We start from the raw sequence: 26,894 nt of genomic DNA, 5'->3' as shown, positions 1-26,894 counted from the left end.
CTTAACTTTCCTGTTGTAGTGCTTCGAGCTCTTCCCAACGCTCAAAAGCGACTTCCAGCTCATGCTCAGTTGCAGAGAGCTTGTCTAAGATAGGTTTAGTTTGCTCTACAGATCTTGCGAAAAAGTCAGGGTCATTAACCTCTACCTGTAAAGTTTCAATCTCGGTTTCCAATTCCTCTAAACGCGCAGGTAATGCTTCTAGCTCTCGTTGCAGCTTATAGGATAGCTTCTTAGTTTTAACTTTCGGTGATACTGTTTTGGGAGTTTCCTCAACAACTTTTTCTACCTTTGCTGGCTTTTCAACCTCTCGGTACTGAAGGGCTTGTGCCCGTTGCTGCTGAGCATCATGATAACCACCAACAAATTCTTCAACGACACCATCGCCTTCAAAGATCCAACTTGTCATCACTGTATTATCTACAAACTGACGATCGTGACTAACCAGAAGCAATGTACCCTCATAGTTGGCAAGCAAATCTTCTAAAAGTTCCAATGTTTCGATATCTAAATCATTGGTTGGTTCATCAAGAATCAACAAGTTGTTAGATTTAAGGAAGATACGTGCAAGCAATAAACGGTTCTTCTCACCACCGGATAGCGCTTTAACTGGAGTTCGAGCTCGCTTTGGTGAGAATAAGAAATCTTGAAGATAGCTAAGAGCATGACGCTCGCGGCCACCGACTGTGACTTCTTGTTTGCCATCCGCTAAATTATCAATTACTGATTTTTCAGGGTCAAGAATCTCACGATATTGGTCAAAATACGCAACCTCTAATTTAGTGCCACAATGCAGTCGCCCTGAATCAGGTTTTAGTTGATCAAGAAGTAGCTTAAGAACAGTACTCTTACCACAACCATTTGGACCAATCAGTGCTATACGGTCACCACGCATAATATTGAAACTGAAATCTGTAACAATGGTTTTACCTTCAAACGCAAAATTAAGATTTTCTGCTTCAAATACGATTTTGCCCGAACGTGATGATGTATCAATTTGAATATTTGCTTTGCCCTGCACTTCACGGCGACTCTGTCGTTCTTCACGTAGCTTCTTAAGTGCACGAACACGTCCTTCATTACGCGTACGACGAGCTTTGATTCCTTGACGAATCCATACCTCTTCCTGGGCTAACTTTTTATCAAACTCTGCGTTTTGCATTTCTTCAACGCGTAAAGCTTCTTCTTTTTCGAGAAGATAATTTTCATAGTCACCTGGGAAAGAGCTTAACTTGCCACGATCAAGATCAACGATGCGCGTTGACATTGACTTGATAAAAGCGCGATCGTGGGAAATGAAGATAATGGAGCCACGGAAATCTTTAAGAAATGTCTCTAGCCATTCAATAGTTGCAACATCAAGGTGGTTTGTCGGCTCATCAAGAAGCAGAACATCAGGGTCACAGACAAGTGCACGTGCCAAGGCTGCTTTACGCTGCCAACCACCTGACAGTTCGGTCAATTTTGTATTCGCCGTCAATTTTAACGCCGCAAGTACATTACTCACTCGATCTTCAAAACGCCAAGCATTAGCGTGATCAAGTTTCTCTTGAACTCGAGTCAAGCGGTTTAAGTTTTTCTCACTTGGATCTTCAGCGATAATATCGAGTAAGTTGTGATATTCCTTAAGCAGCTCACCTACTTCAGCCAAACCACCAGATACATATTCATAAACTGTACCTTGTTCATTTCGAGGTGGATCTTGCTCTAAACGAGAAACAACAACATCTTGAGTGATCTGCATCTTACCGTCATCCATGATGATATTGCCAGACAAGATCTTCATTAACGTTGATTTACCTGCACCATTACGTCCAACTAAACAAACTCGCTCGTTTTCTTGTAGAGTGAAGTCAGCATGATCAAGTAGTGGGTGATCACCAAAGGCAAGTTGCCCGTTATGTATTGTCAGTAATGCCATTATTGTTTAACCAATCGTTAAGTTCTTGAAGGCCAAATGGCCAATTAAGTTCTGATTCTTGAAATTTAAGTACCGGTATCGTTACCCCGTAACGAGAAAATAGAACATCATCAAATGCAATATCTATAACTTCAACCTGGTGACTAATGTTAAGTTGTTCCGTCAATTCAAATGCCATCTCACAAAGATGGCACCCTTCAGTACTGTATAGTGTCAGCACTTTAACTGTCCTTACTATCTAAATAATTGAGGTTATTACTTATGTGTAATTAACCAGCAATTATGAATGTGTTTATTTCGAGAAAAATCTAAAGGTAAAGTCTTAGATGAGATATTCTCCGCTTTAAGATCTAATGACTCTAAACCTTCCAAATCCATTTTAAATTGGCGCTTATTGTTTGAGAAAACAATTGTCCCTTCTTCTCTTAGGAGCCTTTTCAGGTTTTCCATCAATTGGATATGATCACGCTGGACATCAAACGTTTGATCCATACGCTTTGAATTAGAGAATGTTGGCGGATCAATAAAGATCAAGTCGTACTCACCTTTAGCATTCGCAAGCCATTGCAAGCAATCCGCTTGTTCAAATTGGTGTTGACGACCTACTCGACCATTCAAAGACATGTTCTCTTTTGCCCACTCTAAATAAGTGTTCGACATATCAACCGTTGTTGTAGAGCGAGCTCCACCTACTGCTGCATGAACCGTCGCGCTACCTGTGTAAGCAAATAAATTCAAGAAGTCCTTTTCTGCTGACATTTCCCCAAGACGACGGCGAGTCAGTTTATGATCAAGGAATAGGCCGGTATCTAAGTAATCATGAAGGTTAACGATCAATTTAACCCCGTACTCATTCACTTCCATCTTTGAAGAGTCTTGAGACAGTTTTTGGTATTGAGAGCGACCTTTCTGCTTCTGACGTACTTTAAGCACAACATTGTTCGCTTCAACACCGGTTACTTGAATTGCAGCACGAATAATATCGGTTAGACGGCGTTTTGCTTTTTCTTCAGGGATGTCTTTAGGCGCTGCATATTCCTGAATCACAAGGTGACCGGGATAAACATCGATAGCTACATTGTACTCAGGAAGATCGGCATCATAAATACGGTAGCACTCTAACTTCTCTTTCTTAGCCCACTTACCGATTTTTCCAATATTCTTCTTTAGACGATTAGCGAAATCAGGAGCAATTAACTGCTCTTCTTGCTGTGTTGGGCGATCAGACATTGGACGGTCAGAAATTGAATAATTCTTTTGGTGACAAGGTAACGCACCATTATTCAACTTAAATTGTTTATCCGCACGCATACGTAAACAACTTAGCAATTCGTCAGAGCTAGAAAAAATGGAAGCATTACAGCCACCAAATTCTGATTTAAGTTGTGCTCCAAATGCAGTATATAAAGCAATTAGCCCCGGCTCAGTTCCTAGACGCTCACCATAAGGTGGGTTAGAAACGATAACACCATTATCAAAGGTTGCAGGACGCTTCAATAGAGCAGCATCGCCAACCTCAAACTCAATAAGCTCTTCAACACCGGCTCTGCGAGCGTTGTCTCGTGCAGTTTGAATCATACGAGCATCGTTGTCATAGCCATAGAATTTGCATTCTACCTTTTTCACGCCACGTCGACCTTGAACATTGGCTTCAGCTTTAACTTCAGCCCAAAGCTCTGCATCAAAATCTTCTAATGACTCAAAGCACCACTTCTGACGTTTTACACCCGGAGCCATATTCGCAGCCATCATCGCAGCTTCAATCACCAAAGTGCCTGAACCACACATTGGGTCTAAGAAAGGTTTTGTTGCATCCCAGCCACTACGTAACAGGATTGCTGCAGCAAGCGTTTCACGTAAAGGAGCACGACCAGATTCAGGACGGTATCCACGTTGGTGTAAGCCACTGCCTACCATATCAACGCCTAGAATCGCTTTATCTTTATGAAGGCGCACGTGAATACGAATATCAGGGCTTTCCTTGCTGATCGAAGGGCGAGGTAGAGATTTCTTTTCAAAACAGTCAACTACGGCATCTTTAACTTTCATCGCACCGTATTGGCTGTTACGAATTTCACGGTTGGTACCATTAAAATCAACAACAAATCGTTTTGAGCTGTGGAATTGATTGACCCAATTTACCGCTGTCGTTGAAAGGTAGAGGTCCATGTCATCTTGACAAGTAAACTCAGACAAAACACGTACAAATCGAGAAGCCAAACGACTCCACAAACAACAACGATAAATTTGCTCATTAGTTGCTTTGAATTTAACACCTGCTTGAACAGGTTTTGCATTAGTAATGCCTAGTTGGGTTAGTTCTTCAACTAATAAATTCTCAAGACCGTTTGAGGTAACCGCTAGATATTGATTCATAGTGTTCTTTTATTGATAAAAATGAACCCGATTATACCTGAATTTCTGAGTTAAGCGTCACACTAAACACTTCTTTTAGCGCAATATTACAAATGATTGCTTACCAATTCACCAGTAAAGACCCCATGTCACCGCGCTTATATCATAAGCAGTCCTTTTCAAAACTTTTTCATCACTTTCACTAAAGTACTTCTATTTAATTACCAAAGTGAATTTATATTCAATGCAAAGCTGGACTATACCAAGGTGAAATAAACATGTAATTCAGCAACATAAGCACTAGTAATGGGGAATTATTTTGATTATTCAGGGGGACTAAAGTGATTTAAGGGGGTAAAAGCAATTCAAAAAAATTTTGCGGTGTACTGCATATATCTCAAAACTAGAAGTATAGGTCTGCTTTATTCATTAAATTTTGGATAAAAAAAATCGGCATATAAGCCGATAGAGGTAGGATAAATCTAGTTTGGGTAAGGCTAAGAAGAAAGTCTATTACTTTTTTAAGGGAGGATTAACCGACAAGAGCAATTGGAGCTGAGTGGAGTATCATATTTGCACACACCATTCTGTCATGCATGACCTTAATAGAGTCACCAAATTTCAATACTTTAGAGGGCGATAAGTTAAACTCGTCTAAATCAACAGAAGCGCATAGACTTGATGAATCCCCCACTTCTAAAATAATAAAATAGCCTAAACTATATTCATTATTTAACCTGACAATATCACCTTCTACTGGTTCACAATAAGCGCTATTCTGCTGGTCAAAGAACCAACTTTTAGGCTGTACAGGCTTGTGGAATCGTTTAGCGGCAACGCAATACAGAGCGAGCTCAGCTTGACGAGGTTCTGTAAGACCCAAGCCACTAATTTGCTCTTTAAAGGTTTGATATGAGGAGGCATCATCAACGGTAAATTCATTGTGTTTGAAGGCGCAGTCCACCAGCGTTTTCTTAACTAGATTAGTTTTGAAAACCATATCTTGTCCTAGATCTAGCATCAATGAACGTAGCTGTTCATCATAGTACCAATTCCATGTATCACTGGGTTTAAGCATTGCTCGTCTCACACTAGTCAATAATCCATTAGGTAAAACGCTTAATTACCTTCCTTTGCAGTAATTTTACTGTTGAATAGGCAAAAAAAAAGAGGAAATGAATTCCTCTTTTTTATGTAAATTAGCTAAAAGTCAGATAGTTACACTGTACCTTATGACCAAATTATAGTTTGTATGCTTTTGTTGTAGGTTTTCAACAAAGTCACTATAGATTTTTAACAATGTCACGAACCAAGCTTGGACCTTTATAAATAAAGCCAGAGTACACCTGTACTAGCTTAGCGCCCGCCATCATTTTTTCTTTAGCAGCAACATAAGAGTCCACACCACCTACGCCGATAATTGGTAAGGCATCGCCAAGCTCTTCGTGTAAACGACGAACAACTTCAGTGCTTCGTGATTGAACTGGACGTCCACTTAACCCACCCGCTTCATTGCAATGTTTCATACCTTCTACAATGCTACGATCTAAAGTTGTATTTGTTGCGATCACACCGTCGATCTTATTTTTGATCAACGACTCGCAAATTTGGCAGATCTCATCATCACTAAGATCAGGGGCGATCTTCAGTGCTAATGGTACATACTTACCATGTTTCTTCTCTAGTTCTGACTGCTTAGCTTTAAGCTCTGCAAGAAGTTCATCTAAAGCCTCACCATATTGTAGTGAGCGTAGCCCTGGAGTATTTGGAGAAGAAATATTTACCGCGATGTAGCCAGCGTACTGATACACTTTTTCCATACAGATAATATAATCGTCTGCACCCTTCTCTATTGGCGTATCTTTATTTTTACCAATGTTGATACCAAGAACGCCATCATAATTCGACTTTTTTACATTCTCAATTAAGTTATCGACACCTAGGTTATTAAAGCCCATTCGGTTAATAATGCCTTCCGCCTCAACCAGACGGAATAAACGTGGCTTATCATTACCAGATTGTGGGCGAGGTGTAACCGTACCTACTTCAACAAAACCAAACCCCATAGCACCAAATGCATCAATACATTCGCCGTTTTTATCTAAGCCGGCAGCTAAACCAACAGGGTTTTTGAAAGTTAAACCCATACACTCTACAGGTCGATTAGGTATTTGTTGACGGTACAAAAGATCAATAGGTGTGCCAGTAAAGCGTTTGAAATTTTGAATCGCAAGATCATGTGCCTTTTCGGCATCAAGTTGGAAAAAGCCAGTTCTGGCTAGACGGTAAAGCATTGTGCCTCCGATAGAAAAACCCGTGTGAACGGGGCGGTATTATTTACTTAATTCACGAACAATACAAACTTAATAGCAAGTTATACCCTATTTATTTCAAATATCGTCCGAGTATTTGATTTTTAGCAATCTAGTCTACTTTCTTTTAGTAAAAAGCCTATATACAAGAAAGTAGATATTAATCTAGCATCTAAATGTTATTTAGATTAACCAAGCAAACGTTTACTCATGTCAGAAAAGTATTGAATACAATTGTTAGATACAAAAAAGACAAGGTTAAGTAGCGTTTAACTACCCTATCCTTGTCTCAATTATTATATGTTTAAATCTAAGCTTAAAGCTTTAAGAACTTAGTAACTGTAATAATGCGCTTAACTTGTTTTGTCTGAACTTGCTGAACAGTTTAAGTTAAGTAACATCAATTCACGCAGTGCAACTGAGAACTTAGCGAATTCATGTACAGAACCAACTTTGAACTCATTTAAAATACTTTCCCAACGATGTAATGAAATGGAGTTACTTTCCATCCATTCGTCTAATGCTTTAATCACATCAAAGTCACTCGCGCAACCGCAGTTAAGTACCTGACCTGTTAATTGACGTTGTTGCCAATCTAAGTCTTCTCTAAAGGCAGCTCTTGCCAGTGCTTGCCAGTTGTTATCCACCGCTTGACCATTAATTTGTTTTAAGAACCAATGCAGAGACAGTCTATCGCCTAAATTGAAGTACAGTTTAGATGCTTGTTGGATGTTTTTACCTGTTTCACGGGACACTGTGGATATATCCAGTGCTGAGTAAAGACTAGACAAACGAGCAACAAAATTAGCCAATTTCTCTCCAACACCTTGCTCAATCCAAACTTGAGCAATTGCGTTATGTTCTTGAACCTCTGATTCCACCAACATTTCATCAAGTGTTTCAGTTATTGCATGAACATCACCTTGATAGAGTTCTACTAACGCTTTTACAGATTGTTTCCCTGTACGGTTTCTTAGTAACCAACGAGTTAACCTTCTCATTGTACGTCGAACATGGAATATCAATTCATATTGAGCACCATATGTAGCAACATTATCTAACTCTCTAATATCTTTAAGGACTTGACCAAACCCATAGATTTCACGAGAAGCGGCATAGGCATTAGCGATATCAACAATATCAGCGCCTGTTTCTTCCTGTAATCGGGTCACAAAGTTACAGCCCATTTCATTAACCATTTGGTTAGCTAATGCTGTCGCTATAATTTCAGCACGTAATGGATGGTTATCCATATGCTCTGAATAGTTACGTCGTAACGCAGTTGGAAAGTACTGTGTCAACTGCTGTGCATGGAACTCATCGTTAGCGATTTCATCACAAACTAGATCTTCCTTCAGAACCATCTTTCCGTAAGCAACTAATACAGATAACTCAGGTCGAGTTAATGCTTGCCCTAGTTTCTCTCGCTCTAAAAGGGTTTCATCATCAGGGATATATTCTAGACCGCGATCTAAGTACCCTGCTTTCTCCATAGTGTGAATGAATCGTACTTGTTCTTTTACTAAACCAACACCTTGGTGCTCAGTTACAGAAATTGATTCAGCTTGGCAGTAGGCATCATCTAGAACAATAACACCGACTTCATCTTCCATTGATTCTAAAATTTGATTGCGCTGCTTAACTGTTAGATCGCCGTTTGAAACCAGCCCATTAAGGAAGATTTTGATGTTCACTTCATTATCTGAACAATCTACACCACCAACGTTATCAACAAAGTCGGTATTTACGCGTCCACCTGTCAGCGCATATTCAATACGACCCAATTGAGTCATACCTAAGTTACCACCTTCGCCTACAACTTTAGCTTTAAGATCTCGACCATCGATACGAAGCACATCATTTGCGCGGTCACCAACATCTGTATGGGTTTCTTTCGACGACTTAACATAGGTACCGATACCACCATTCCAAAGAAGATCGACCTGCATTGATAAGATCATTTTGATCAAATCATTAGGTGCCATTGATGCTTTCTTTGTACCAAGCATCTTCTGAATCTCTGGAGTCAGGGCTATTGATTTGGCACGACGAGAGAAAATGCCACCACCTTGTGAGATAAGATCTTTATTGTAATCTTCCCAGCTAGAACGAGGTAGCTTGAACAAGCGATCACGTTCTTCCCAACTTGGGGCTGACTCAGGATTAGGGTCAATGAAAATATGCATGTGGTTAAACGCAGCTTGGAGGCGAATATGCTTAGAAAGCAACATACCATTACCAAATACATCCCCCGCCATGTCACCAACACCAATAGCAGTAAAGTCAGTGGTTTGACAGTTAATGTTCATTTCACGGAAGTGACGCTTAACTGACTCCCAGCCACCTTTGGCAGTAATGCCCATTGCTTTATGGTCGTAACCATTTGAACCACCAGAAGCAAAAGCGTCGCCCAGCCAGAAATTGTATTCATCTGAAACAGAGTTTGCTAAATCTGAGAACGTAGCCGTTCCTTTATCTGCTGCAACAACTAGGTATGGATCATCTTCGTCATGACGAACAACACTCTTAGGCGGAATGACTTCCCCTTCGATAATGTTATCCGAAACATCCAGTAATGCTCTGATAAAACGTTTGTAACAACGCTGACCTTCAGCGAAGATTTCATCTCGACCTGTCATTGTGTGCTGACGTTTACAAACGAAACCGCCTTTCGCACCTACAGGAACGATAACAGTATTCTTAACTTGTTGCGCTTTCACCAAACCTAGGATTTCTGTACGGAAATCTTCCTGGCGATCTGACCAACGTAAACCACCGCGAGCAACTTTACCGCCTCGTAAATGCACACCTTCAATGTCAGGTGCATAAACAAAAATTTCAAATGCAGGAACCGGTGCTGGGATATCAGGAATCTCGCTTGGTTTCATTTTCAATGCTAACCAAGGTTTGAATTGCTTATTAGCATCTAGCTGATAATAGTTAGTACGTAGAGTTGCACTGATCATTTCCATATAGCGACGAATGATACGATCATCATCTAAGCTTTCAACATGGTCTAATTGCTCAGTGATCTTCTTGATCAGATCAGCTTGACCTTTTTTGCTGCCTTTCAGTTTTGGATCAAATCGTTTCTCAAATAATGCCACCAGCCCTTTAGCTAATTCAGGGTAATGAGAAAGTGTATCTTCAATGTATTGCTGACTAAATGGGAAACCAACTTGACGCATGTAACGAGCATAAGCACGAAGAATTGAAATTTCACGTCCAGATAGTGCTGCGCCTAGAACCAAACGGTTGAAGCCATCACTTTCTAACTCACCAGCCCAAATTGCCGCAAATGCTTGTTGGAACAGATCACGAGCTTCACGTAAATCAACCGTCTTCTCGCTCTTATGAAGCATTGAGAAATCTAATATCCAGTAAGTAACACCATTGGTTTTACGTACTTCATAAGGAGATTCACCAATTACACGCAAGCCAAGGTTCTCTAACATCGGCATGACGTCTGATAAGTGAATTGGCTCATCACTATGGTAAAACAGTTTTAATTTAACAGCTTTAGAGTCTGCAGCCTCTTCTTGAGGGCGGTAAAAAAGCATCCCAAGTTTATCGTCTTCTGTAAGTGCTTCTAAACGTTCTATATCTGCAACCGCTGAACCTGGCATCATGTCTTCTTTATATGAGCGTGGGAATGCACGCATAAATTCTTTAGACAATGGTAAACCTTTACTTTCACCGAAGTTCGCAACGATAGACTCTGATAAACGATCATCCCAAGATGAAGATACTTCCATTAAATTCTGCTCAATTGTCTTAACGTCGACATCCATATTGTTATTATCAACACGGACGATGTAATGCGTTCTTGCTAGAGGGCTTTCTGAAAAGTAAGTGGTAAATTCGACTTCTTGCTCACAACCAAAGTATTGCTTAAGGATTCGCTGAGTTTGACGGCGAAGCTCTGTGTTGTAACGATCTTTTGTGACATAAACCATGCAGCTGAAGAAACGACCAAAAGGATCTCTTCTTACGAACAAACGAAGTAAATCACGATCTTGCATTTGAACTACGCCAGTACCTACTTCTAGCAGTTCTTCTTCACGTGCTTGAAGCAGTTCATCTCGCGGGTAGTTTTCAAGAATATTGTGGAGTGCTTTATATGAGTATGAGCCATTTCGGTAACCGCTCGCCTCTAAGATTCGCTCAACCTTTTCACGAACTAATGGAATGCTTTCTACCGTCTGGTTATATACCGCAGAGGTGTAAAGACCAGTAAAGCGATGTTCACCAATTACTTTGCCTTTTTTATCAAATTTCTTAATGCCAATGTAATCGGTGTAAGCTGGTCTATGAATTCGTGATGCTGTATTGCCTTTCGTCACAATAAGCACATAAGGCTTTTTAGCTTCAAGGCGAGCTGAATCTGAAAACTCAGACAGTTTCGTACTGCGTACACGTTCATCATTTGCAAATAGACCTAAGCCTTTATCTTTAGTCGGTTGAAGCTCAGTATCACCATCGATAGAGACAAGATCATATTCTTTGTAACCCATGAATGTGAAATTATGTTCACCCAACCAACGTAAAAACTCTAATGTTTCATCGAAACGTTGACCATCCACTGGAATCGTTTCTTTTTGTGCTTCAACTTGATTGGTGACTTCTTCAAGCTTTTCAACCATCAATAGCCAATCATTCACAACTAAGCTGGCATCTGTAAATATATCCAGTAGTTCTGTTTTAAGTGCCGTCATTTCAGCTTTACTGCTTAGACGGTCTACTTCGATATGGAACAATGATTGGAAGACACCCTCATCGCGGCTTACACCAACGACTTCCCCTTTATCAGTGCGCAGTATTTGCGTTGGGTTATGAAGCATAAGGTGAGAAGAAAGATCAAGACGAGTCAATGCCATTTTGACAGAGTCCACAAGGAATGGGCTGTCTGGAACAACAATTTCTACAATGGTGTGAGTTGATTGCCAACCCTGTCTGCTGACTGCCGGATTAAAAACTCGAACAGAAATATCGTCGGCTTTTTTTTCATTGATGTGGTGCCATAAGCTGACTACAGCACCATATAAATCGGATTCGTTTCTCTGGATTAAATCATCATGAGAAACATTGCTAAACAAATGTTGAGCAAGTTGCGTTACTAGAGGTCGATGAGCAAGGTCAAGTTTGTCTTGAATCAGTTTGTACACTTTTTCAAGTAAAACTGGAACCACAGTTTCACGTGCGGTCATAGTCACACTCCACAATTTTTATTGTATTTTATTATAGGGGGATTACTCACTCGCTGAACAAAACATTTGTTAAGTAAAAGCTCAGTAAGTAATGATAATGCATTTATTTATTGTAAAAGCATTATTGAGAAATGGTTAATAATTTTAGTAATAGCGGGAGGTGAATGTTTGATTATGTGATTAAGGTTCCCTTTAACTCTCTGAATAACGAGAGCTTTACAGAGCTTCTAACTTTATAAACTTATTATTATGGTCAGTTGTTAGTCTAAATAGCCCTTTAACCCCTATTTGTGTAAGAAATGGTCTGAAACGAGTTGCTGGCAATTGAAGCCTTAAACCCGTTGTCGTTACAACTTGCACACTACTTGCTGCTCCTGAGTAATGTGCTAAAAAATTCTGATAAGTAATGTTCAATGAAAAGTGATAATGATTCATGACTCTCCTACCTATTTGTGTATGTAACTATCCTAAGAATGCGAGTAAATAAAAAGTGGCGCACCTAGGTACACCACTTGTTCTCTTAGTTAGAGTTTATTGTGCTTATCTCAAAAATGTTGATTTTTTTGAGTTTAAGCTTCTAAAGCTTTTGTAACCTTCTCAAAAAGATCTTTTGCTAAATTATCCATCGCTTTTAGAGATTCAAGCTCTTTCTTGATTAAAGCTTGGCGTGCTTCATCATATAAACGATATTTTAGTAGCGGGTCGATAAGACGTGAAGCCACCTGAGGGTTACTGCTATTGAGTTCTCTCAATATTTCACCTGCAAATTCATAACCTTTACCTGATTTGTCATGGAAATGAACAGGGTTCTGATTTAAAAATGCACCAACTAAGTTACGAGTTCTGTTAGGATTTTTCAAGCTAAATGCCTGATGATTCATGCTTTCTTTAATTTTATCTAGCACATTTTCATCAGGGTTAGTTCCTTGCAAAGCAAACCACTTATCCATAACCAGACCATCATGTTTCCACTTGTCACTGTAATCAGACATAAGTGATTCACGGCACTCTAACTGGGCAGCATTTGCAGCGCCCATAGCTGCCATTGTATCAGTCATGTTATTAGAACTTTCATACAGAGCAACAACTAAGTCATTTCCTTGCTCGGTAAATGCTAAATACCCTAAACAAACCTTTCTTAATGTGCGTTTACCAATTGATGCATGCTCTACATTATATTCTGCCTGCGCATGGCTATGGTAAACCGCAGCAAGTTCATCTTCTAACTCTACAGCAAGGGTAAGTTTCATTGATTTTAGAACTGAAGCAATAGCATCAATATCGACACGAACATACCAGCCAAATACTTCATTATGGTTTGGTAGAGCGATCATTTCAGCGATGAATGCAGGATCTAGTGAATCGCTTAGTAAAACTCCACGGAATGCATCAACCACTCCCGCAGAAAGTTCAAACGGCTTACCTTGTTGTACATTAAGAATATTCGTACGAATGTACTTTGCCAGTAACATTTGACCAGCATCCCAACGAGAAAACTCATTACGAGCATTAACCATTAAGAAAATAAGTTCTTCGTCAGAGTAATCATACTCCAGTTTAACTGGCGCTGAAAATTCACGTAGCAGAGAAGGAATTGGTCTTACCGATACGTTTTCAAACACGAATGTGTTCTCAGAATCTTTAACATCAAGTACGTTACGCACTGTATTTCCGTTACATTGTAACTCAATAACATCGCCAGACTGAGTATATAGTTCAATATCTAACGGGATATGTAATGGCTGCTTATCTTCTTGCTCATGAGTTGGAGGAGTTGATTGAACTACTTTTAATGTATAAGTCTTAGCATCCTCATCATAACTGCTTGTTACAACTAATGTAGGCGTACCAGACTGGCTATACCATAAACGGAATTGAGATAAATCCACACCTGAAGCATCTTCCATTGAAAGAACGAAATCTTCACAAGTTGCAGCTGTGCCATCGTGACGCTCAAAGTAAAGTTTCATACCTTTCTGGAAATTAGTCTCACCAAGTAGTGTATGCATCATACGAATGATCTCACTACCCTTCTCATACACAGTTAGCGTATAGAAGTTATTCATTTCAATCACTTTTTCAGGACGAATTGGGTGAGACATCGGGCTTGCGTCTTCAGCGAATTGAGGACCACGAATAGTACGAACATTATTAATTCGATTAACTGAGCGAGAACCTAAGTCAGAAGAAAACTCTTGATCACGGAATACCGTTAAACCTTCTTTCAGGCTCAGTTGGAACCAGTCACGACAAGTAACACGGTTACCTGTCCAGTTATGGAAGTACTCATGCCCAATAACTGCTTCAATGCCTAAGTAATCAGTATCTGTTGCCGTTTGATCATTAGCTAGAACAAACTTAGAGTTAAAGATATTTAGCCCTTTATTCTCCATTGCCCCCATGTTGAAGAAATCTACAGCAACAATCATGTAGATATCTAAATCGTATTCTAAGTCGAAACGATCTTCATCCCACTTCATCGAATTAATAAGCGAAACCATCGCATGACTAGCTCGGTCTAGATTTCCTTTATCAACAAAAATTTCCAGATCAACTTTACGACCAGATTTTGTCGTGTAGTCATCTCTCAGTACATCAAAATCACCTGCAACTAGAGCAAATAGATATGCTGGTTTTGGATGCGGATCTTGCCACTTAACCCAATGACGACCATTTTCAGCTTCACCCTCGTCTACTCGGTTACCGTTACTAAGTAAGAATGGATAAACAGCTTTGTCTGCAATCACCGTTGTCGTGAATTTTGCTAGAACATCAGGTCGATCCATGTAATAAGTAATGCGGCGGAAGCCTTCTGCTTCACATTGAGTACAGAAGGCACCTCCAGATTTGTACAGACCTTCTAAGGCACTGTTACCTTCAGGGTCAACATCCGTTACGATTATTAGTTCAAACTCTTTCGGTAAGTCATTGAGTGTCAGGTTTGTATCTGATTGCTCAAAAGATTCCCACGGCTGGCCGTTTACAGAAACGGATACAAGCTTAAGGTTTTCACCATCTAATACTAACGTTGAGCTTTCTTTCTGTTGAGTGACGCTTGAAACTGCAGTGATAATTGAAGCAGTATCATGCAGGTCGAAAGTTAAATCGATGTCTGATATAAGATGTGAAGGTGATTGGTAATCTTTACGAAATTTGGCTTGCGGGTTATGCGCCATGTCTTAGTCCTTTTGAGCATTTTTAATAATAGTATTCTAACAACCTATATCTAAGGGCTTTGAACACATAACTCAAGGACAAATGTAAAAAAACGAGGTGTTTTTAGAAAACACCTCGCATTTTAGCTAGTAAAAACCAAACTATAAATATGAAACACCAATCACAAGATATAATTCAGTATATTTTATCGACAACAATCAGCGAATTCGATTCAATACCGCATACATATCACCTTCCTGTCCCTCTAAAGTCAGTACATCACTATTAAGGGTATACGTTGTGTCATGTTCGCCATTCTCGTAGAGAAGTACTAGGTGGTTACCTTCCGTGTAATAAACACCTCGATGTACAACTTCTCCGCCTAGTTCGTCAGAAACTCTAAACATAAATATAAAGTCAGGCTGTAAGACCAAATCCATTTTTTTAATATTACTGGCTCGAAGATCATCACCTGATAATTCAGCGCTTGACCAGATACCAGCTAAAGCATTCGGTAGTGCTTTGGTAAACATCACACCATTTAAGTTCAGCATATTATGATTACTGCTATAGGCATAAACTTGTGGCTCAGAAGTGTTTAAGCCGAGAATGATCGTGTCATCATTAGCGGTATACATTCCTTCCCAGTGATCAACGCTGTAATCTTTTTTCTGTATGTCGATTTTAAACGTGTAGTTTGATTCTAACGTTAACTTTATCGCTAAAAAGTTTTCCGCAGCACTATCAGGCTCTGGGTTTAATAAATACCAATCACCAAGTAATAATGGTAAGTCAAAGTGTGAGAGATCAGTATTATCTTTCACTTCGCTGCTCCAAGCATTCAAACTAAAGCAAGTCAAAAGTATTAGTATCCATTTCATAGTCACCCCCTATGTTTTCTTTAAGCTTAGGCACTTAACTCATAGAACGCGAAAAAATTTGATCTGAATCACTAATTTCAGCTCGTGAATAAAGAATTTACTCAATAGTGGTATTAATTCTAGCGGCATTTACTCCAGCTAAAACCGAAAAAGGCGAGCTCTAAAAGCTCGCCTTTTTGATAACTAAAATCAGTCTTTAGTAAAAGTAATCATTTAAGGTTACAAGAAATGCTACTTTTTGATCATGTCGACCATAATTGATACTGACTCATCAAGATAGGCATCAGGAACTTCATAGTCTTTAGGTACATCATCAAGTGAAGCAAAAGCATCTAACTTATTTGCTTTCTGACGTAAATTGATACGCTCTAACCGCAGTGTTTCAGCGTCATCACTTTCTTGCTTACGCACTTTCTCATTTAATGATAACTGGTTGTCATCCTTATCAGCTTTGAATTTTGCAATATCTGCTTCAATAAAACCAAATTCCATATCACCAGAAATACGTAACTCATGAGCTTTCGTCAATTTAGCTATTTCAGATTCATTACGCTGTAACACTTGGTATTTTGCTTTATCAATGCTATCCCAAGGCAAAGCATTATCTTCAACACTTTCCCCAGTTTCAGCAGGGTCAACGGGAGTTGGATAAGCAATATCCGGAATAACACCTTTATTCTGCGTACTGCCACCATTAATGCGGTAGAATTTCTGAATAGTATATTGAACGTACCCTAACTCTTTATCAAACAAGTCATAGATATGATTCAAAGAACGGTGTTGCTGCACGGTACCTTTACCAAATGAGTTTTCACCCAAAATGATCGCACGTCCGTAATCTTGCAATGCTGCAGCAAAAATTTCAGACGCAGAAGCACTGTAACGATTCACTAAAACAGTAAGTGGACCTTGATAACTAATTTCACCGTCAGTATCACTGTTTACTTTAACTCTACCGTAGCTGTCACGAACCTGGACCACGGGTCCTTCTTCGATAAACAAGCCAGATAAAGCCGTTGCTTCAGTTAATGCACCACCGCCGTTGTTACGAAGATCAACAATAATGCCATCAACACCGGTTTTCTTAAGTTCAGTAATTAACTTATCAGTGTCTTTCGATAGACCAACATAGAAGCTTGGTACTTCTAAAACACCAATCTTACGTCCATCTTTTTCAATCACTTCGGACTTAACAGCACGGTCTTCTAAACGAATTTTATCTCGAACAATAGTGACAACGTGACTTTTTGCATCTTTACCATCAGGCAATATCTGCAGCTTCACTTTTGTCCCTTTAGGGCCCTTGATCAACTGGACAACATCATCTAGACGCCATCCAATGACATCAACCACTTCTTCGCCATCTTGTCCAACACCCACAATTCTATCACCCTCGCCTAGTTGTTTACTGCTAGACGCAGGCCCTCCAGCAACTAAAGAGCGGATAACAGTGTAATCGTCAGTCATTTGTAAAACAGCACCGATCCCTTCAAGAGATAGATTCATCTCTGACTGAAATTGTTCTGCATTACGAGGAGAAAGATAGCTAGTATGAGGATCTACTTCTCTAGAGAAAGCATTCATGTAAAGCTGAAAAGCATCTTCGTTACGCGATTGAGTGATACGTTTCATCGCATTGTTGTAACGCTTTTCTAACACTTCTTGAATTTCAGGCCACTCTTTACCCGTTAACTTTAGGTTCAATGCGTCATATTTAACGCGTTTTCGCCATAATTCATTAACTTCTTTGGTATTGGCAGGCCAAGCTGCTTCACTTCTATCTAACTCAATGCTTTCATCTACATCAAACTTAATTTCAGTATCAAGAAGTGATAAGGCAAATTGAAAACGTTCAAAACGCTTCTGCATAGATAGATTATAAACATCAAAAGCTACCTGATTATTACCCGACTTAAGCTGCTCATCTAATTGAATAGATAAAGGCTCAAGAGAATCCATGTCGGCTTGCGTAAAAATATTACGGTTGTAGTCAAGCATCTCTACGTAACGATTAAAAATAGCTTTGGAAAAATCGTCGTTGAGATTGAAATGTTTATAGTGAGATCGCGTAAATCGAGAAGTAACGCGTTTGCTCGCAGTTTCGTGTTGAACTTCTGGAGCAAGAAGAGGTAAGTCATCTAGGTTAAGTTTGGCTTCTAAAGCCTGAGCTGATGATGCCGCTAGCCATAAGCTAGCAGCAATCAGTGTCAATTTTGAACGGCATTTCATGCGTAGGAGTATCTCCTTTAAGCGCGCAAGTGCTCCGCTTTAACAACCATTTGTAGGCCGTTTGCTAACTGAACACGCACATCTTCCTTATTGATTTCAACAATGGTCGCAGCCATGTTTCCTTTACCCATGTTCACATTCACTTCTTTGCCAGCGATGAACTCATCAGCATTTAAAGCTCGTGTTTCTACAGGTTTTTCTACTTTCGGTGCTTTAGGCGCTTGGCGACGAGGCTGTTGAGCTTTCTTCGCTTTTGGTTTTGCTTTGCCTTCTTCACGTGCTTTTTGTGCTTGTTCTTTACGACGAGCTTGAACTTTAGCTTTGCTTTCAGCAAGCGTAGTTTTTGCATGCTCAACGTGTTCTTCTTCTAATACACCGCAAGCGTTACCGTCTAGATCTACACGTTCTGCACCAACTTTTACGCCGTGCAGGTAACGCCATGATGAAGTGTACTGTCTTAACGCTGCGCGAAGCTGTGTCTTACTTACTTTTTCATCTTCACTAAGACGTTCAGCAAGATCTTGAAAAATACCAATTTTAAGTGGTTTTGCTTCACCTTCTAAAGTAAAGCATTTAGGGAAACATTCAGCAACATATGCGATAACTTCTTTGCTGTTTTTTAACTTTTCAGTGTTTTCCATGTGGGTTCCTGGTTTTTGCGGTCTTCCGCGAGCATTAAGAAAATATTTTTACGTATTATAGAGACATGCAGAGGAAAAACCACAGTAAGAGAATAATTTATGCTTTGTTCGCGTGCGAATTGAGCAGCTTTTCCACTTCCACCATGAAAAACGTTAAACCTTCTTCATCAATTTCACTAAATCGACCAATTTTTGGGCTATCGATATCTAATACGCCCGCCACTTTTCCATTAATAGAAAAAGGAATAACGATTTCAGAGTTACTTGCAGCGTCACATGCTATGTGTCCCTCGAATTCATGCACATCATAAATACGCTGAATACTGTTTGTTGAAACCGCAGTTCCACAAACGCCACGACCCACAGGAATTCGAACACAAGCAGGTTGACCTTGGAAAGGGCCTAAAACCAATTCGTCTTCTTTTAGTAAGTAAAAACCAGCCCAGTTAAGGTCATCTAACTCCATAAACAGTAATGCACTGATATTGGCTAGATTTGCAATAAAATCTGGTTCAGATTCAATTAACGCAGCTGCCTGTTTGGTTAAGCGCTGGTAATGTTCTATTTTCATATTAACTTCCGGTTAAATTGACACTTCCATTATTAAGAGAACTCCGTAAAATGCGACCAAAACACCTAAATAGGACTTATTCTCATTGCAAATGAAAAATTCAAATGACACTATTAGCCGTTCTTGGCTAATAAAACAAGTAAAAAAGCACAAGTCCAAATTACTGTTTGCTAACGTAATCGCTATTCTTGCGACACTAGTTAGTGTCCCTATCCCTCTATTAATGCCTTTAATGGTTGATGAAGTGCTCTTAAACAAGCCTGCTTCTGGGTTAGACATGATGAACATGCTACTACCCACTTCCATGCAAACCCCTACTGGCTATATTGCACTTACCCTACTTCTAGTTATTTTAATGCGCTCAGTCAGCCAAGCATTAAATATTCTACAAGGGCGCCAATTCACTCTCGTATCTAAAACAGTGACCTATCATATGCGCAGCAAAATGATAGAAAAGCTGGGACGGATCAGTATTCGACAATATGAGACCAAAGGCAGCGGCGGTATCAATGCTCATTTAATTACGGATATAGAGACCATTGATAAATTCATTGGTTCAACGCTTTCTAAGTTCATTGTCAGTTTTCTTACTGTAATAGGTACAGCTGGCGTGCTGCTTTGGCTTGAATGGCGACTAGGGCTTTTCATTTTACTTGTTAACCCCATTGTTATTTACTTTTCAAGAAAGCTAGGCAGTAAGGTTAAGCACCTAAAGAAACGTGAGAACCAATCATTTGAGCATTTTCAAAATCGTTTAGTTGAAACGTTAGACGGCATTTACCAACTAAGAGCCGCGAATAAAGAAAGAATTTTTTTAGACGAATTAAAAGCGCAAGCTAATCAGGTTCGTATAGATGCTGATAAATATGCTTGGCAATCGGAAGCGGCAGGCCGAGTTTCATTCCTTCTCTTTTTATTGGGTTTCGAACTTTTTAGAGCTGTTGCTATGCTGATGGTGTTATTCAGCGACTTAACTATCGGTCAAATCTTCGCTGTCTTTGGCTATCTATGGTTTATGTTAGGTCCTGTACAAGAGTTATTAGGTATTCAATTCTCTTGGTATAGCGCTAAGGCAGCCTTGAAACGAATCAATGACCTTTTACTACTTGAGGAAGAGTACCGACCAATTAGTAAGGTCAACCCGTTTACTTCTAATAAAGAAGTTGACGTCTCCATAGAAAACGTTACATTCTCTTACAATTTAGAAAACACTGTTTTAAATGATTTATCGCTGGAAATACCCGCAGGGAAGAAAGTCGCACTTGTTGGTGCCAGTGGTGGTGGTAAATCTACGTTGATACAGCTTTTGATTGGTGTCTACCAAGCAGATTCCGGTAATATTCGTTTCAATGGTGAGACGACAGAAGACATCAGCTTCGACATAATAAGAAATCAAATAGCAGTTGTATTACAACAACCTATACTCTTTAACGACACCTTAAGGCATAATCTGACTCTTGGTGAAGACTACGACGAAATGGCTTTATGGCGTGCACTTGAAGTATCACAAATGCAAGATGTCATTACTCAGCTAAGTGATGGGTTAGATACTCAGATTGGTCGTAGTGGTGTTCGCTTATCAGGCGGGCAAAGACAAAGGTTAGCTATTGCTAGAATGGTGCTCAGTAACCCGAAGTTTGTTATTCTTGATGAAGCAACGTCGGCTTTAGACACCGCAACAGAAGCCGCTCTTCATAAAGCATTAAGTGAGTTTCTTAAAGATAGAACAACGCTCATTGTTGCTCATAGACTTTCAGCCGTGAAGCAAGCTGATTTAATATATGTATTGGAAGATGGGCAAGTTACCCAAACAGGAACACATGGCGAACTGGTTGAACAACAAGGTCTCTATCAAACACTTTATGGGAGTGTACAGTCGCACGCCTAGCGTTTTACATTTTATGAATGCCTGCTCATTTGAGCAGTCATTCATAAACCTTGTCGGGCACGTTTCACTTATACGTGCCCTTATTGCCTTCTCACCTATCAGGAAGGCTGCATGACCGTCTCAACCAAGCATCAATGTGATACAACCAATGTCCGTCTTTGTCAGGGTTGCGAACTACCTGTAGAGCGCGTCTCTGTTCCTTCTGGTAAAACAGCTTACTGCCCGAGATGTAGTACACAACTTTATAGAGGCGGGAGCCCTAGTTTATCCGGAAACCTAGCTTTAGCAGTAACATGCTTATTGCTATTTATACCCTCTCATTTTTTTGATTTTATTAGTATTCGTCTTATAGGGGTGATGATCCCTGCAACGTTACCTTCAGGTATGGTGACATTAATGGGCGAAGGCTTCCCTCTGCTCGCCCTTTTAATCCTATTCTGCAGTTCGATCGCCCCGTTTCTAGTCTGCTTTTCAGTTTTAGTGGCTCACGCTTCCCTGCATTTCAGATGGTTTATACCTCTTAAGTTATCTCTAAAGACTATTCAGACTTTAAAGCACTGGATGATGCTCGATGTATTTTTAGTGAGTGTCGCGATCTCATGTTTTAAGCTGCAAGATTATTCCGATATTTTTATTGGTGTAGGTTTAGTTGGATTGCTACTTTTACAATTGTTTTGCGTGTTGTTGATCACTCGAATCAGTGTAAGGCGTTACTGGGAGTCGTGGACCCAAGAGTCTCAATATGATTTCGAGAATAAAACCGTGCATTGCCACAATTGCCACCTTTCACAGCCTGAAAACGGAGCTTGCGTGCGTTGTCATCAAAAGCTTCACCACAGAAAACCCAATTCGATTCAAAAAACGTGGGCACTGCTTATAGCGGCATCGGTTGCGATAATACCTGCGAACGTCATTCCGATTTCTATACTGATAACAAATGGTCAGCGCTTAGAAGACACCATATTTTCTGGTGTAGCGTCATTAATCAAAAGTGAAATGTATGGCATCGCCATTATTATTTTCGTCGCTAGTATTGTTGTACCTGTTGCGAAAATTTTAGGGCTTGCTTACATCTTGCTGTGCATCCAATTTAAACGTTCCGTCTTCCATAAGCAGAGGATGATTGTTTACTTCGTTGTTAAATGGGTTGGAAAATGGTCTGTGATGGATTTATTCGTTATTTCGATAATGATGACATTAGTTGACCGTGGACAAATTTTGAACTTTACACCGGGCTTTGGTGCCGTTGCATTTGGTATTGTCGTCATCCTTACCATGCTTGCTGTTGAAAGCCTTGATCCTAGATTAATTTGGGATAACTACACCTCTAAAGATGAGTCAGTGAATGAATAATAACAACCAATCACAAACTTCTTATTCGCCAGAAGTTAAAAAGAACAAAGGCATATCTCCACTTTGGATATTGCCAATTCTTACTATGTTGCTTGCTGGTTGGCTTGTCATGAAGTCGATACACGATGCTGGTCAACGCGTTCAAATTTACTTCTCGGACGCGGCAGGGTTGATCGCAGGTCGCACAACAATCCGCTATCAAGGTTTAGAGGTCGGTATGGTTCGAGATATTACCCTATCTGAAGACCTTTCTAATATTTATGTGGATGCGGATATCTACCCTGAAGCAAAAAAACTTCTTTCAAAAGAAACTCGCTTCTGGCTAGTGAAACCAACAGCAAGTTTATCTGGAATTTCCGGGCTAGATGCTTTGGTCTCTGGTAACTACATTGCGATCCACCCTAGCGAAACGTCTAGTGAACCTGAAACAGTATTTAACGCTTTAGATAGTGCCCCCTCTGATTTACTCGCATCTGACGGCTTAAATATTATGCTCACCGCAAAAGATTTAGGCGGTATTTCTGTTGGTTCTCAGATTGTTTATAAAAAAATCCCTATCGGTGAGGTATACAGCTACAAGCTCAATGACAATTCTAAATCTGTAACAATCAAAGCAGCAATTCATGACGAATATAGCCATATCATTACAGACGAAAGCCGTTTTTGGAATGTCAGTGGCTTAGGTGCAAGTATTGGGTTTTCTGGTGTTGACGTTAGGATGGAAAGCCTAAGTGCCCTTCTTGGCGGTTCTATTGCTGTCGACTCTCCTGGCGGTGGAGAGGCAGTTGAAATGAACACCAAATTCAAACTCTATCAAGATTTGAAAACGGCTGGCCGTGGTATAGCGGTCAAAATATCCGTTCCTGATGACAATAAAATCAGTTCAACAGGCGCTCCTATTATGTATCGAGGAATTGAGATCGGACAAGTCACTGACTTATCTTTAAGCGAAGGTCGTGAAGAAGTGATCGCCTCCGCTGCTATTCAGCCGGCTTTCAGTGATTTTCTCAATACAGGCAGTAAATTCATATTGGAAGAAGCAAAAGTATCCCTAACTGGTGTGGAAAACATTGCTAACCTTGTCACCGGTAATTTCTTAACTCTCGTGCCAGGAGAAGGAAGTAAAGCCCGCAGTTTTCACGCTATTCGCAAGCATGAATACAATCAGCAACAAGAGAAATCCATTGCGATTCGTTTAAAATCTAATAACTCTTTTGGATTAGATGTAGGCACAAACCTCCTTTATAAAGGGATTGCCGTTGGCTCGATTATCGAAGTTGGCTTGATAGAAAACGTTGGCAAAGATAATGCTAAACATGAAGTCTACATGGATGCACTTATTGATAACCAGTATGCTCACCTTATCAAAAGTAATAACCGCTTTTATGTGACCGGCAGCGCGACTGCTGAACTCACAGAATCAGGACTTAGTGTGACAGTCCCACCTGCGAAACAGTTATTAACAGGCTCTATTAGTTTTGTGAGTGAAGGCGCTGAAAGAGCACGCCCTGACTATCAATTATTTAAAAGCCAGTCGCTAGCTGAACTGGCAAAATATAACCAATCGGGCTCTCAGACTTTATCGCTTTTTGCCAGTGAGTTGCCTCCTATTTCTAAAGGAAGTCCCCTTCTCTATCGCAACCTACAAGTAGGCAGCATTTCTGATTTTTACCTAACTGACGGTGGTGTGAAAATTAAAGCGACTATTGAAAACCGATACAAGCACCTCGTGACCAACCAAACTGTATTTTGGAATCGTTCAGGTGTGGAAGTTGATGCGTCTTTATCAGGTATCAGTATTAAAGCAGATCCTCTAAAAACATTAGTTCAAGGTGGAATAGCGTTTGATTCTCTACCTGGCATTGATAATAAGATCGGTAAACAATGGAAGCTTTATTCTGATTCAAAGACCGCCCGTAAATTTGGTAGAGCTATCCAGCTGACATCTTCTGGCGCTCAAGAAGTCAGTAAAGGTACACCAATTAAATTCCAAGGCGTTACAGTTGGCGAAGTGACACTAGTTGTTCCAAACTTCAAAAAACGCGGCATAGAAGTAACAGCAAGAGTACTACCTGAATACGTGGATAGAATTGCAGTCAATGATAGCCACTTTTGGGTCGCTGAAGCGGAAATTGGTTTGGATGGAATAAAAAATGTATCGGCTTTATTATCTAAGTACATCAACGTTGAGCCGGGGAAAGGTCAACCACAACTCTCTTTCACGCTTTCAAGCTCTCCGAATAAGGTCGAAGGCAAAACCTTCATTCTTCAAAGTGAAACCCGAGGCTCTGTGAAAGTTGGAACTCCAGTATTATTCCGTGAAATGGAAATAGGCTCAGTAACCGATGTAAAACTTGGACAATTTGCTGACCGCATTATTTCAACGATTGAAGTCCTACCTGAATACACCTACTTAATAAGAAGCAACAGCGTATTTTGGAACACTTCTGGTGTGGATGTCTCTATTGGTTTGTCCGGCGCAAATATTAAGTCAGGAACAGTAGATAGCTTAATTCGTGGTGGAATTACTTTCTCAACCCCTGAAGGTAAGCAATTACAGGCAACAGCAGAAGAAGGTCAATCATTCTATTTATATCCTACTGCCGAAGATGGATGGAAAGAATGGCGCACAGCCATCCCTAAGCCATAAGGTTTAGGTTTAGGTTTAGGTTTAGGTTTAGGTTTAGCCAAGTTTCTAGTCCACCTTTACCAAAAGATTGTCAGAATAGACTTAACAAGTCGAAATCAACAGTAATTATAAATGCAGCCTTAGTGCTGCATTTTTATTGTTTAGCCTACCTCCATTTTCGATTACACTTCCCACATTATCGCTTTTATCGAGATTTTCATTTGCACGCTAATATTTATATCCCCGAAGAATTCTTAAAAAATATTGAAGAGATCATGCCTAGCCACTTAGATATGGCTTCTTTTATTTCCGCATGCCAAAAGCCTCTTCGTAAAAGTATACGCGTCAATACTCTAAAAATTAGCGTTACTGACTTTTTAAAACGTGCTGAAGCTAAGGGCTGGGAATTAGAACCTGTGCCTTGGTGCAACACTGGATTTTGGATAACAGCAGACGAAAGTGAAATTCCATTGGGAAACACGGCTGAACACATGTCTGGTTTATTCTACATTCAAGAAGCCAGTTCTATGATGCCTGTTTCTGCACTCTTCCAAAACAATGAAAAGTATCAAGCTGTTTTGGATACCGCAGCTGCCCCAGGGTCTAAAACCACGCAGATTGCCTCTCTGATGAATAACGAAGGCGTACTTGTTGCTAACGAATATGCAGCAAGTCGTGTAAAAGTACTCCATGCGAACATTGAACGATGCGGTGTAAGAAATGCGGCATTAAGTAATTTCGATGGACGAGTATTTGGCGGTTGGTTACCAGAGCAATTTGATGCGGTATTACTTGATGCTCCTTGTTCAGGAGAAGGTACAATTCGTAAAGATGCTGATGCGATGAAAAACTGGAGCCATCAGTCAGTTTTAGACATTGCTGAAACACAAAAAGATCTGATTGAAAGTGCTTTTCATGCATTAAAAACTAATGGGGTTCTAGTTTACTCAACCTGCACATTAAGCACAGAAGAAAACCAGCAAGTTTGTCATCATCTAAAAGAAACATTTGGCGATGCCGTTGAGTTTGAAACCTTAGATACTTTATTTGAAAATGCTCAAGCAGCAACAACTGAAGAAGGCTTCTTACACATATTCCCGCAAGTTTATGACTGTGAAGGTTTCTTTGTTGCTAGGATTCGAAAGCTAGCATCTGTCACTCCGCCAAAAGTTAAGAAAAGAATGGGAAAATTTCCATTTTCGAAAGCACCATCAAAAATTCAAGATGAAGTGTCTAGCCTCCTGTTAGAAGCACTAGATGTCACCTTGCCTTCAGACTCTCAGGTATGGATACGTGATAAAGATGTTTGGTTATTCCCTGCTGCATTAGAACCAATGATTGGTGAGTTTCGCTTTTCCCGTATGGGAATTAAAATTGCCGAGACTCATAAAAAAGGTTATCGCTGGCAACACCAAGTAGCAACCACGCTGGCTACAGGCAACGAGTCTAATATCATCAAACTGTGCATTGAAGATGCCAGAGAATGGTTTATGGGAAGAGATGTTCGCCCTGAATCAATACCAGGCAAAGGTGAAGTACTCGTAGAATTTGATGGAGCAATTATTGGATTAGGTAAGTGGGTAGGAAACCGAATTAAGAATGGTCTGCCTCGTGAACTAGTAAAAGATAAGAACTTATTCTAAATATTCAGTTCAGAAATTTCATTCAGAGAGCTCTATGACTCATATAGCTTCTGATAAACATAAAAAAGCCCCAATCAATAAGCGTATTGATTGGGGCTTAAATCTTTGAAT

Annotated in this window: 16 protein-coding genes; 4 read left to right on the top strand and 12 right to left on the bottom strand. The window is 40.0% G+C overall.

The features are described 5' to 3' along the window. Position 1: 1 nt before the first annotated feature. The 12 genes from OCU78_RS07030 to OCU78_RS06975 form a co-directional block, all read right to left on the bottom strand. Complete coding sequence (locus tag OCU78_RS07030; protein WP_137373253.1) at positions 2 to 1,918, bottom strand: ABC transporter ATP-binding protein; 1,917 nt, start codon at positions 1,916 to 1,918, stop codon at positions 2 to 4. Further along, complete coding sequence (locus OCU78_RS07025; protein ID WP_137373254.1) at positions 1,896 to 2,138, bottom strand: glutaredoxin family protein; 243 nt, start codon at positions 2,136 to 2,138, stop codon at positions 1,896 to 1,898. Before OCU78_RS07025 ends, OCU78_RS07030 begins: the two co-directional genes overlap by 23 nt. A 35-nt stretch (positions 2,139 to 2,173) precedes the next feature. Further along, entirely contained in the window at positions 2,174 to 4,294 is a 2,121-nt protein-coding gene (gene rlmKL / locus OCU78_RS07020) for a bifunctional 23S rRNA (guanine(2069)-N(7))-methyltransferase RlmK/23S rRNA (guanine(2445)-N(2))-methyltransferase RlmL (protein ID WP_137373255.1), read from the bottom strand. Between the two features lie 511 nt (positions 4,295 to 4,805). Next, positions 4,806 to 5,351: a cell division protein ZapC gene (locus OCU78_RS07015; protein ID WP_137373256.1), complete on the bottom strand. Its 546-nt coding sequence runs from the start codon at positions 5,349 to 5,351 to the stop codon at positions 4,806 to 4,808. A 205-nt stretch (positions 5,352 to 5,556) separates the two neighbouring features. Next, positions 5,557 to 6,567: a quinone-dependent dihydroorotate dehydrogenase gene (pyrD, locus tag OCU78_RS07010; protein WP_137373257.1), complete on the bottom strand. Its 1,011-nt coding sequence runs from the start codon at positions 6,565 to 6,567 to the stop codon at positions 5,557 to 5,559. A 371-nt stretch (positions 6,568 to 6,938) separates the two neighbouring features. Beyond that, positions 6,939 to 11,792 carry an NAD-glutamate dehydrogenase gene (locus OCU78_RS07005; protein WP_137373258.1) on the bottom strand — a complete coding sequence of 1,618 codons (4,854 nt, stop codon included), beginning with the start codon at positions 11,790 to 11,792 and terminating at the stop codon, positions 6,939 to 6,941. 216 nt (positions 11,793 to 12,008) lie between these two features. Continuing rightward, on the bottom strand, positions 12,009 to 12,227 hold the full coding sequence (locus OCU78_RS07000) for a DUF2835 domain-containing protein (protein ID WP_137373259.1): 219 nt from the start codon (positions 12,225 to 12,227) through the stop codon (positions 12,009 to 12,011). A gap of 134 nt (positions 12,228 to 12,361) precedes the next feature. Beyond that, a complete protein-coding gene (gene pepN, locus OCU78_RS06995; RefSeq protein ID WP_137373260.1) occupies positions 12,362 to 14,968 on the bottom strand; it encodes an aminopeptidase N in 2,607 nt (868 codons plus the stop codon). Positions 14,969 to 15,166: 198 nt separating this feature from the next. Then, positions 15,167 to 15,829: a hypothetical protein gene (locus OCU78_RS06990; RefSeq protein ID WP_137373261.1), complete on the bottom strand. Its 663-nt coding sequence runs from the start codon at positions 15,827 to 15,829 to the stop codon at positions 15,167 to 15,169. A 231-nt stretch (positions 15,830 to 16,060) separates the two neighbouring features. Further along, a complete protein-coding gene (gene prc, locus OCU78_RS06985) occupies positions 16,061 to 18,058 on the bottom strand; it encodes a carboxy terminal-processing peptidase (protein WP_137373262.1) in 1,998 nt (665 codons plus the stop codon). Positions 18,059 to 18,075: 17 nt separating this feature from the next. Further along, positions 18,076 to 18,699 carry an RNA chaperone ProQ gene (gene proQ, locus OCU78_RS06980; protein WP_137373263.1) on the bottom strand — a complete coding sequence of 208 codons (624 nt, stop codon included), beginning with the start codon at positions 18,697 to 18,699 and terminating at the stop codon, positions 18,076 to 18,078. Between the two features lie 97 nt (positions 18,700 to 18,796). Continuing rightward, positions 18,797 to 19,270, bottom strand: a complete 474-nt coding sequence (locus tag OCU78_RS06975) for a GAF domain-containing protein (RefSeq protein ID WP_137373264.1) — start codon at positions 19,268 to 19,270, stop codon at positions 18,797 to 18,799. 91 nt (positions 19,271 to 19,361) lie between these two features. Between OCU78_RS06975 and OCU78_RS06970 the strand changes: the two genes are divergently transcribed. The 4 genes from OCU78_RS06970 (at position 19,362) to rsmF (ending at position 26,783) form a co-directional block, all read left to right on the top strand. Then, on the top strand, positions 19,362 to 21,158 hold the full coding sequence (locus OCU78_RS06970; protein ID WP_137373311.1) for an ABC transporter ATP-binding protein: 1,797 nt from the start codon (positions 19,362 to 19,364) through the stop codon (positions 21,156 to 21,158). A 111-nt stretch (positions 21,159 to 21,269) separates the two neighbouring features. Further along, positions 21,270 to 22,511 carry a paraquat-inducible protein A gene (locus OCU78_RS06965; RefSeq protein WP_137373265.1) on the top strand — a complete coding sequence of 414 codons (1,242 nt, stop codon included), beginning with the start codon at positions 21,270 to 21,272 and terminating at the stop codon, positions 22,509 to 22,511. Then, positions 22,504 to 25,161, top strand: a complete 2,658-nt coding sequence (locus OCU78_RS06960) for an MlaD family protein (protein ID WP_137373266.1) — start codon at positions 22,504 to 22,506, stop codon at positions 25,159 to 25,161. The genes OCU78_RS06965 and OCU78_RS06960 overlap by 8 nt, the downstream gene beginning before the upstream one ends. 200 nt (positions 25,162 to 25,361) lie before the next feature. Continuing rightward, a complete protein-coding gene (rsmF, locus tag OCU78_RS06955) occupies positions 25,362 to 26,783 on the top strand; it encodes a 16S rRNA (cytosine(1407)-C(5))-methyltransferase RsmF (RefSeq protein ID WP_137373267.1) in 1,422 nt (473 codons plus the stop codon). The last annotated feature ends 111 nt before the right edge of the window (positions 26,784 to 26,894 follow it).

Source organism: Vibrio gallaecicus (assembly GCF_024347495.1).
Taxonomy (GTDB): domain Bacteria; phylum Pseudomonadota; class Gammaproteobacteria; order Enterobacterales; family Vibrionaceae; genus Vibrio; species Vibrio gallaecicus.
This window is presented reverse-complemented; position numbering and strand designations above follow the sequence as displayed.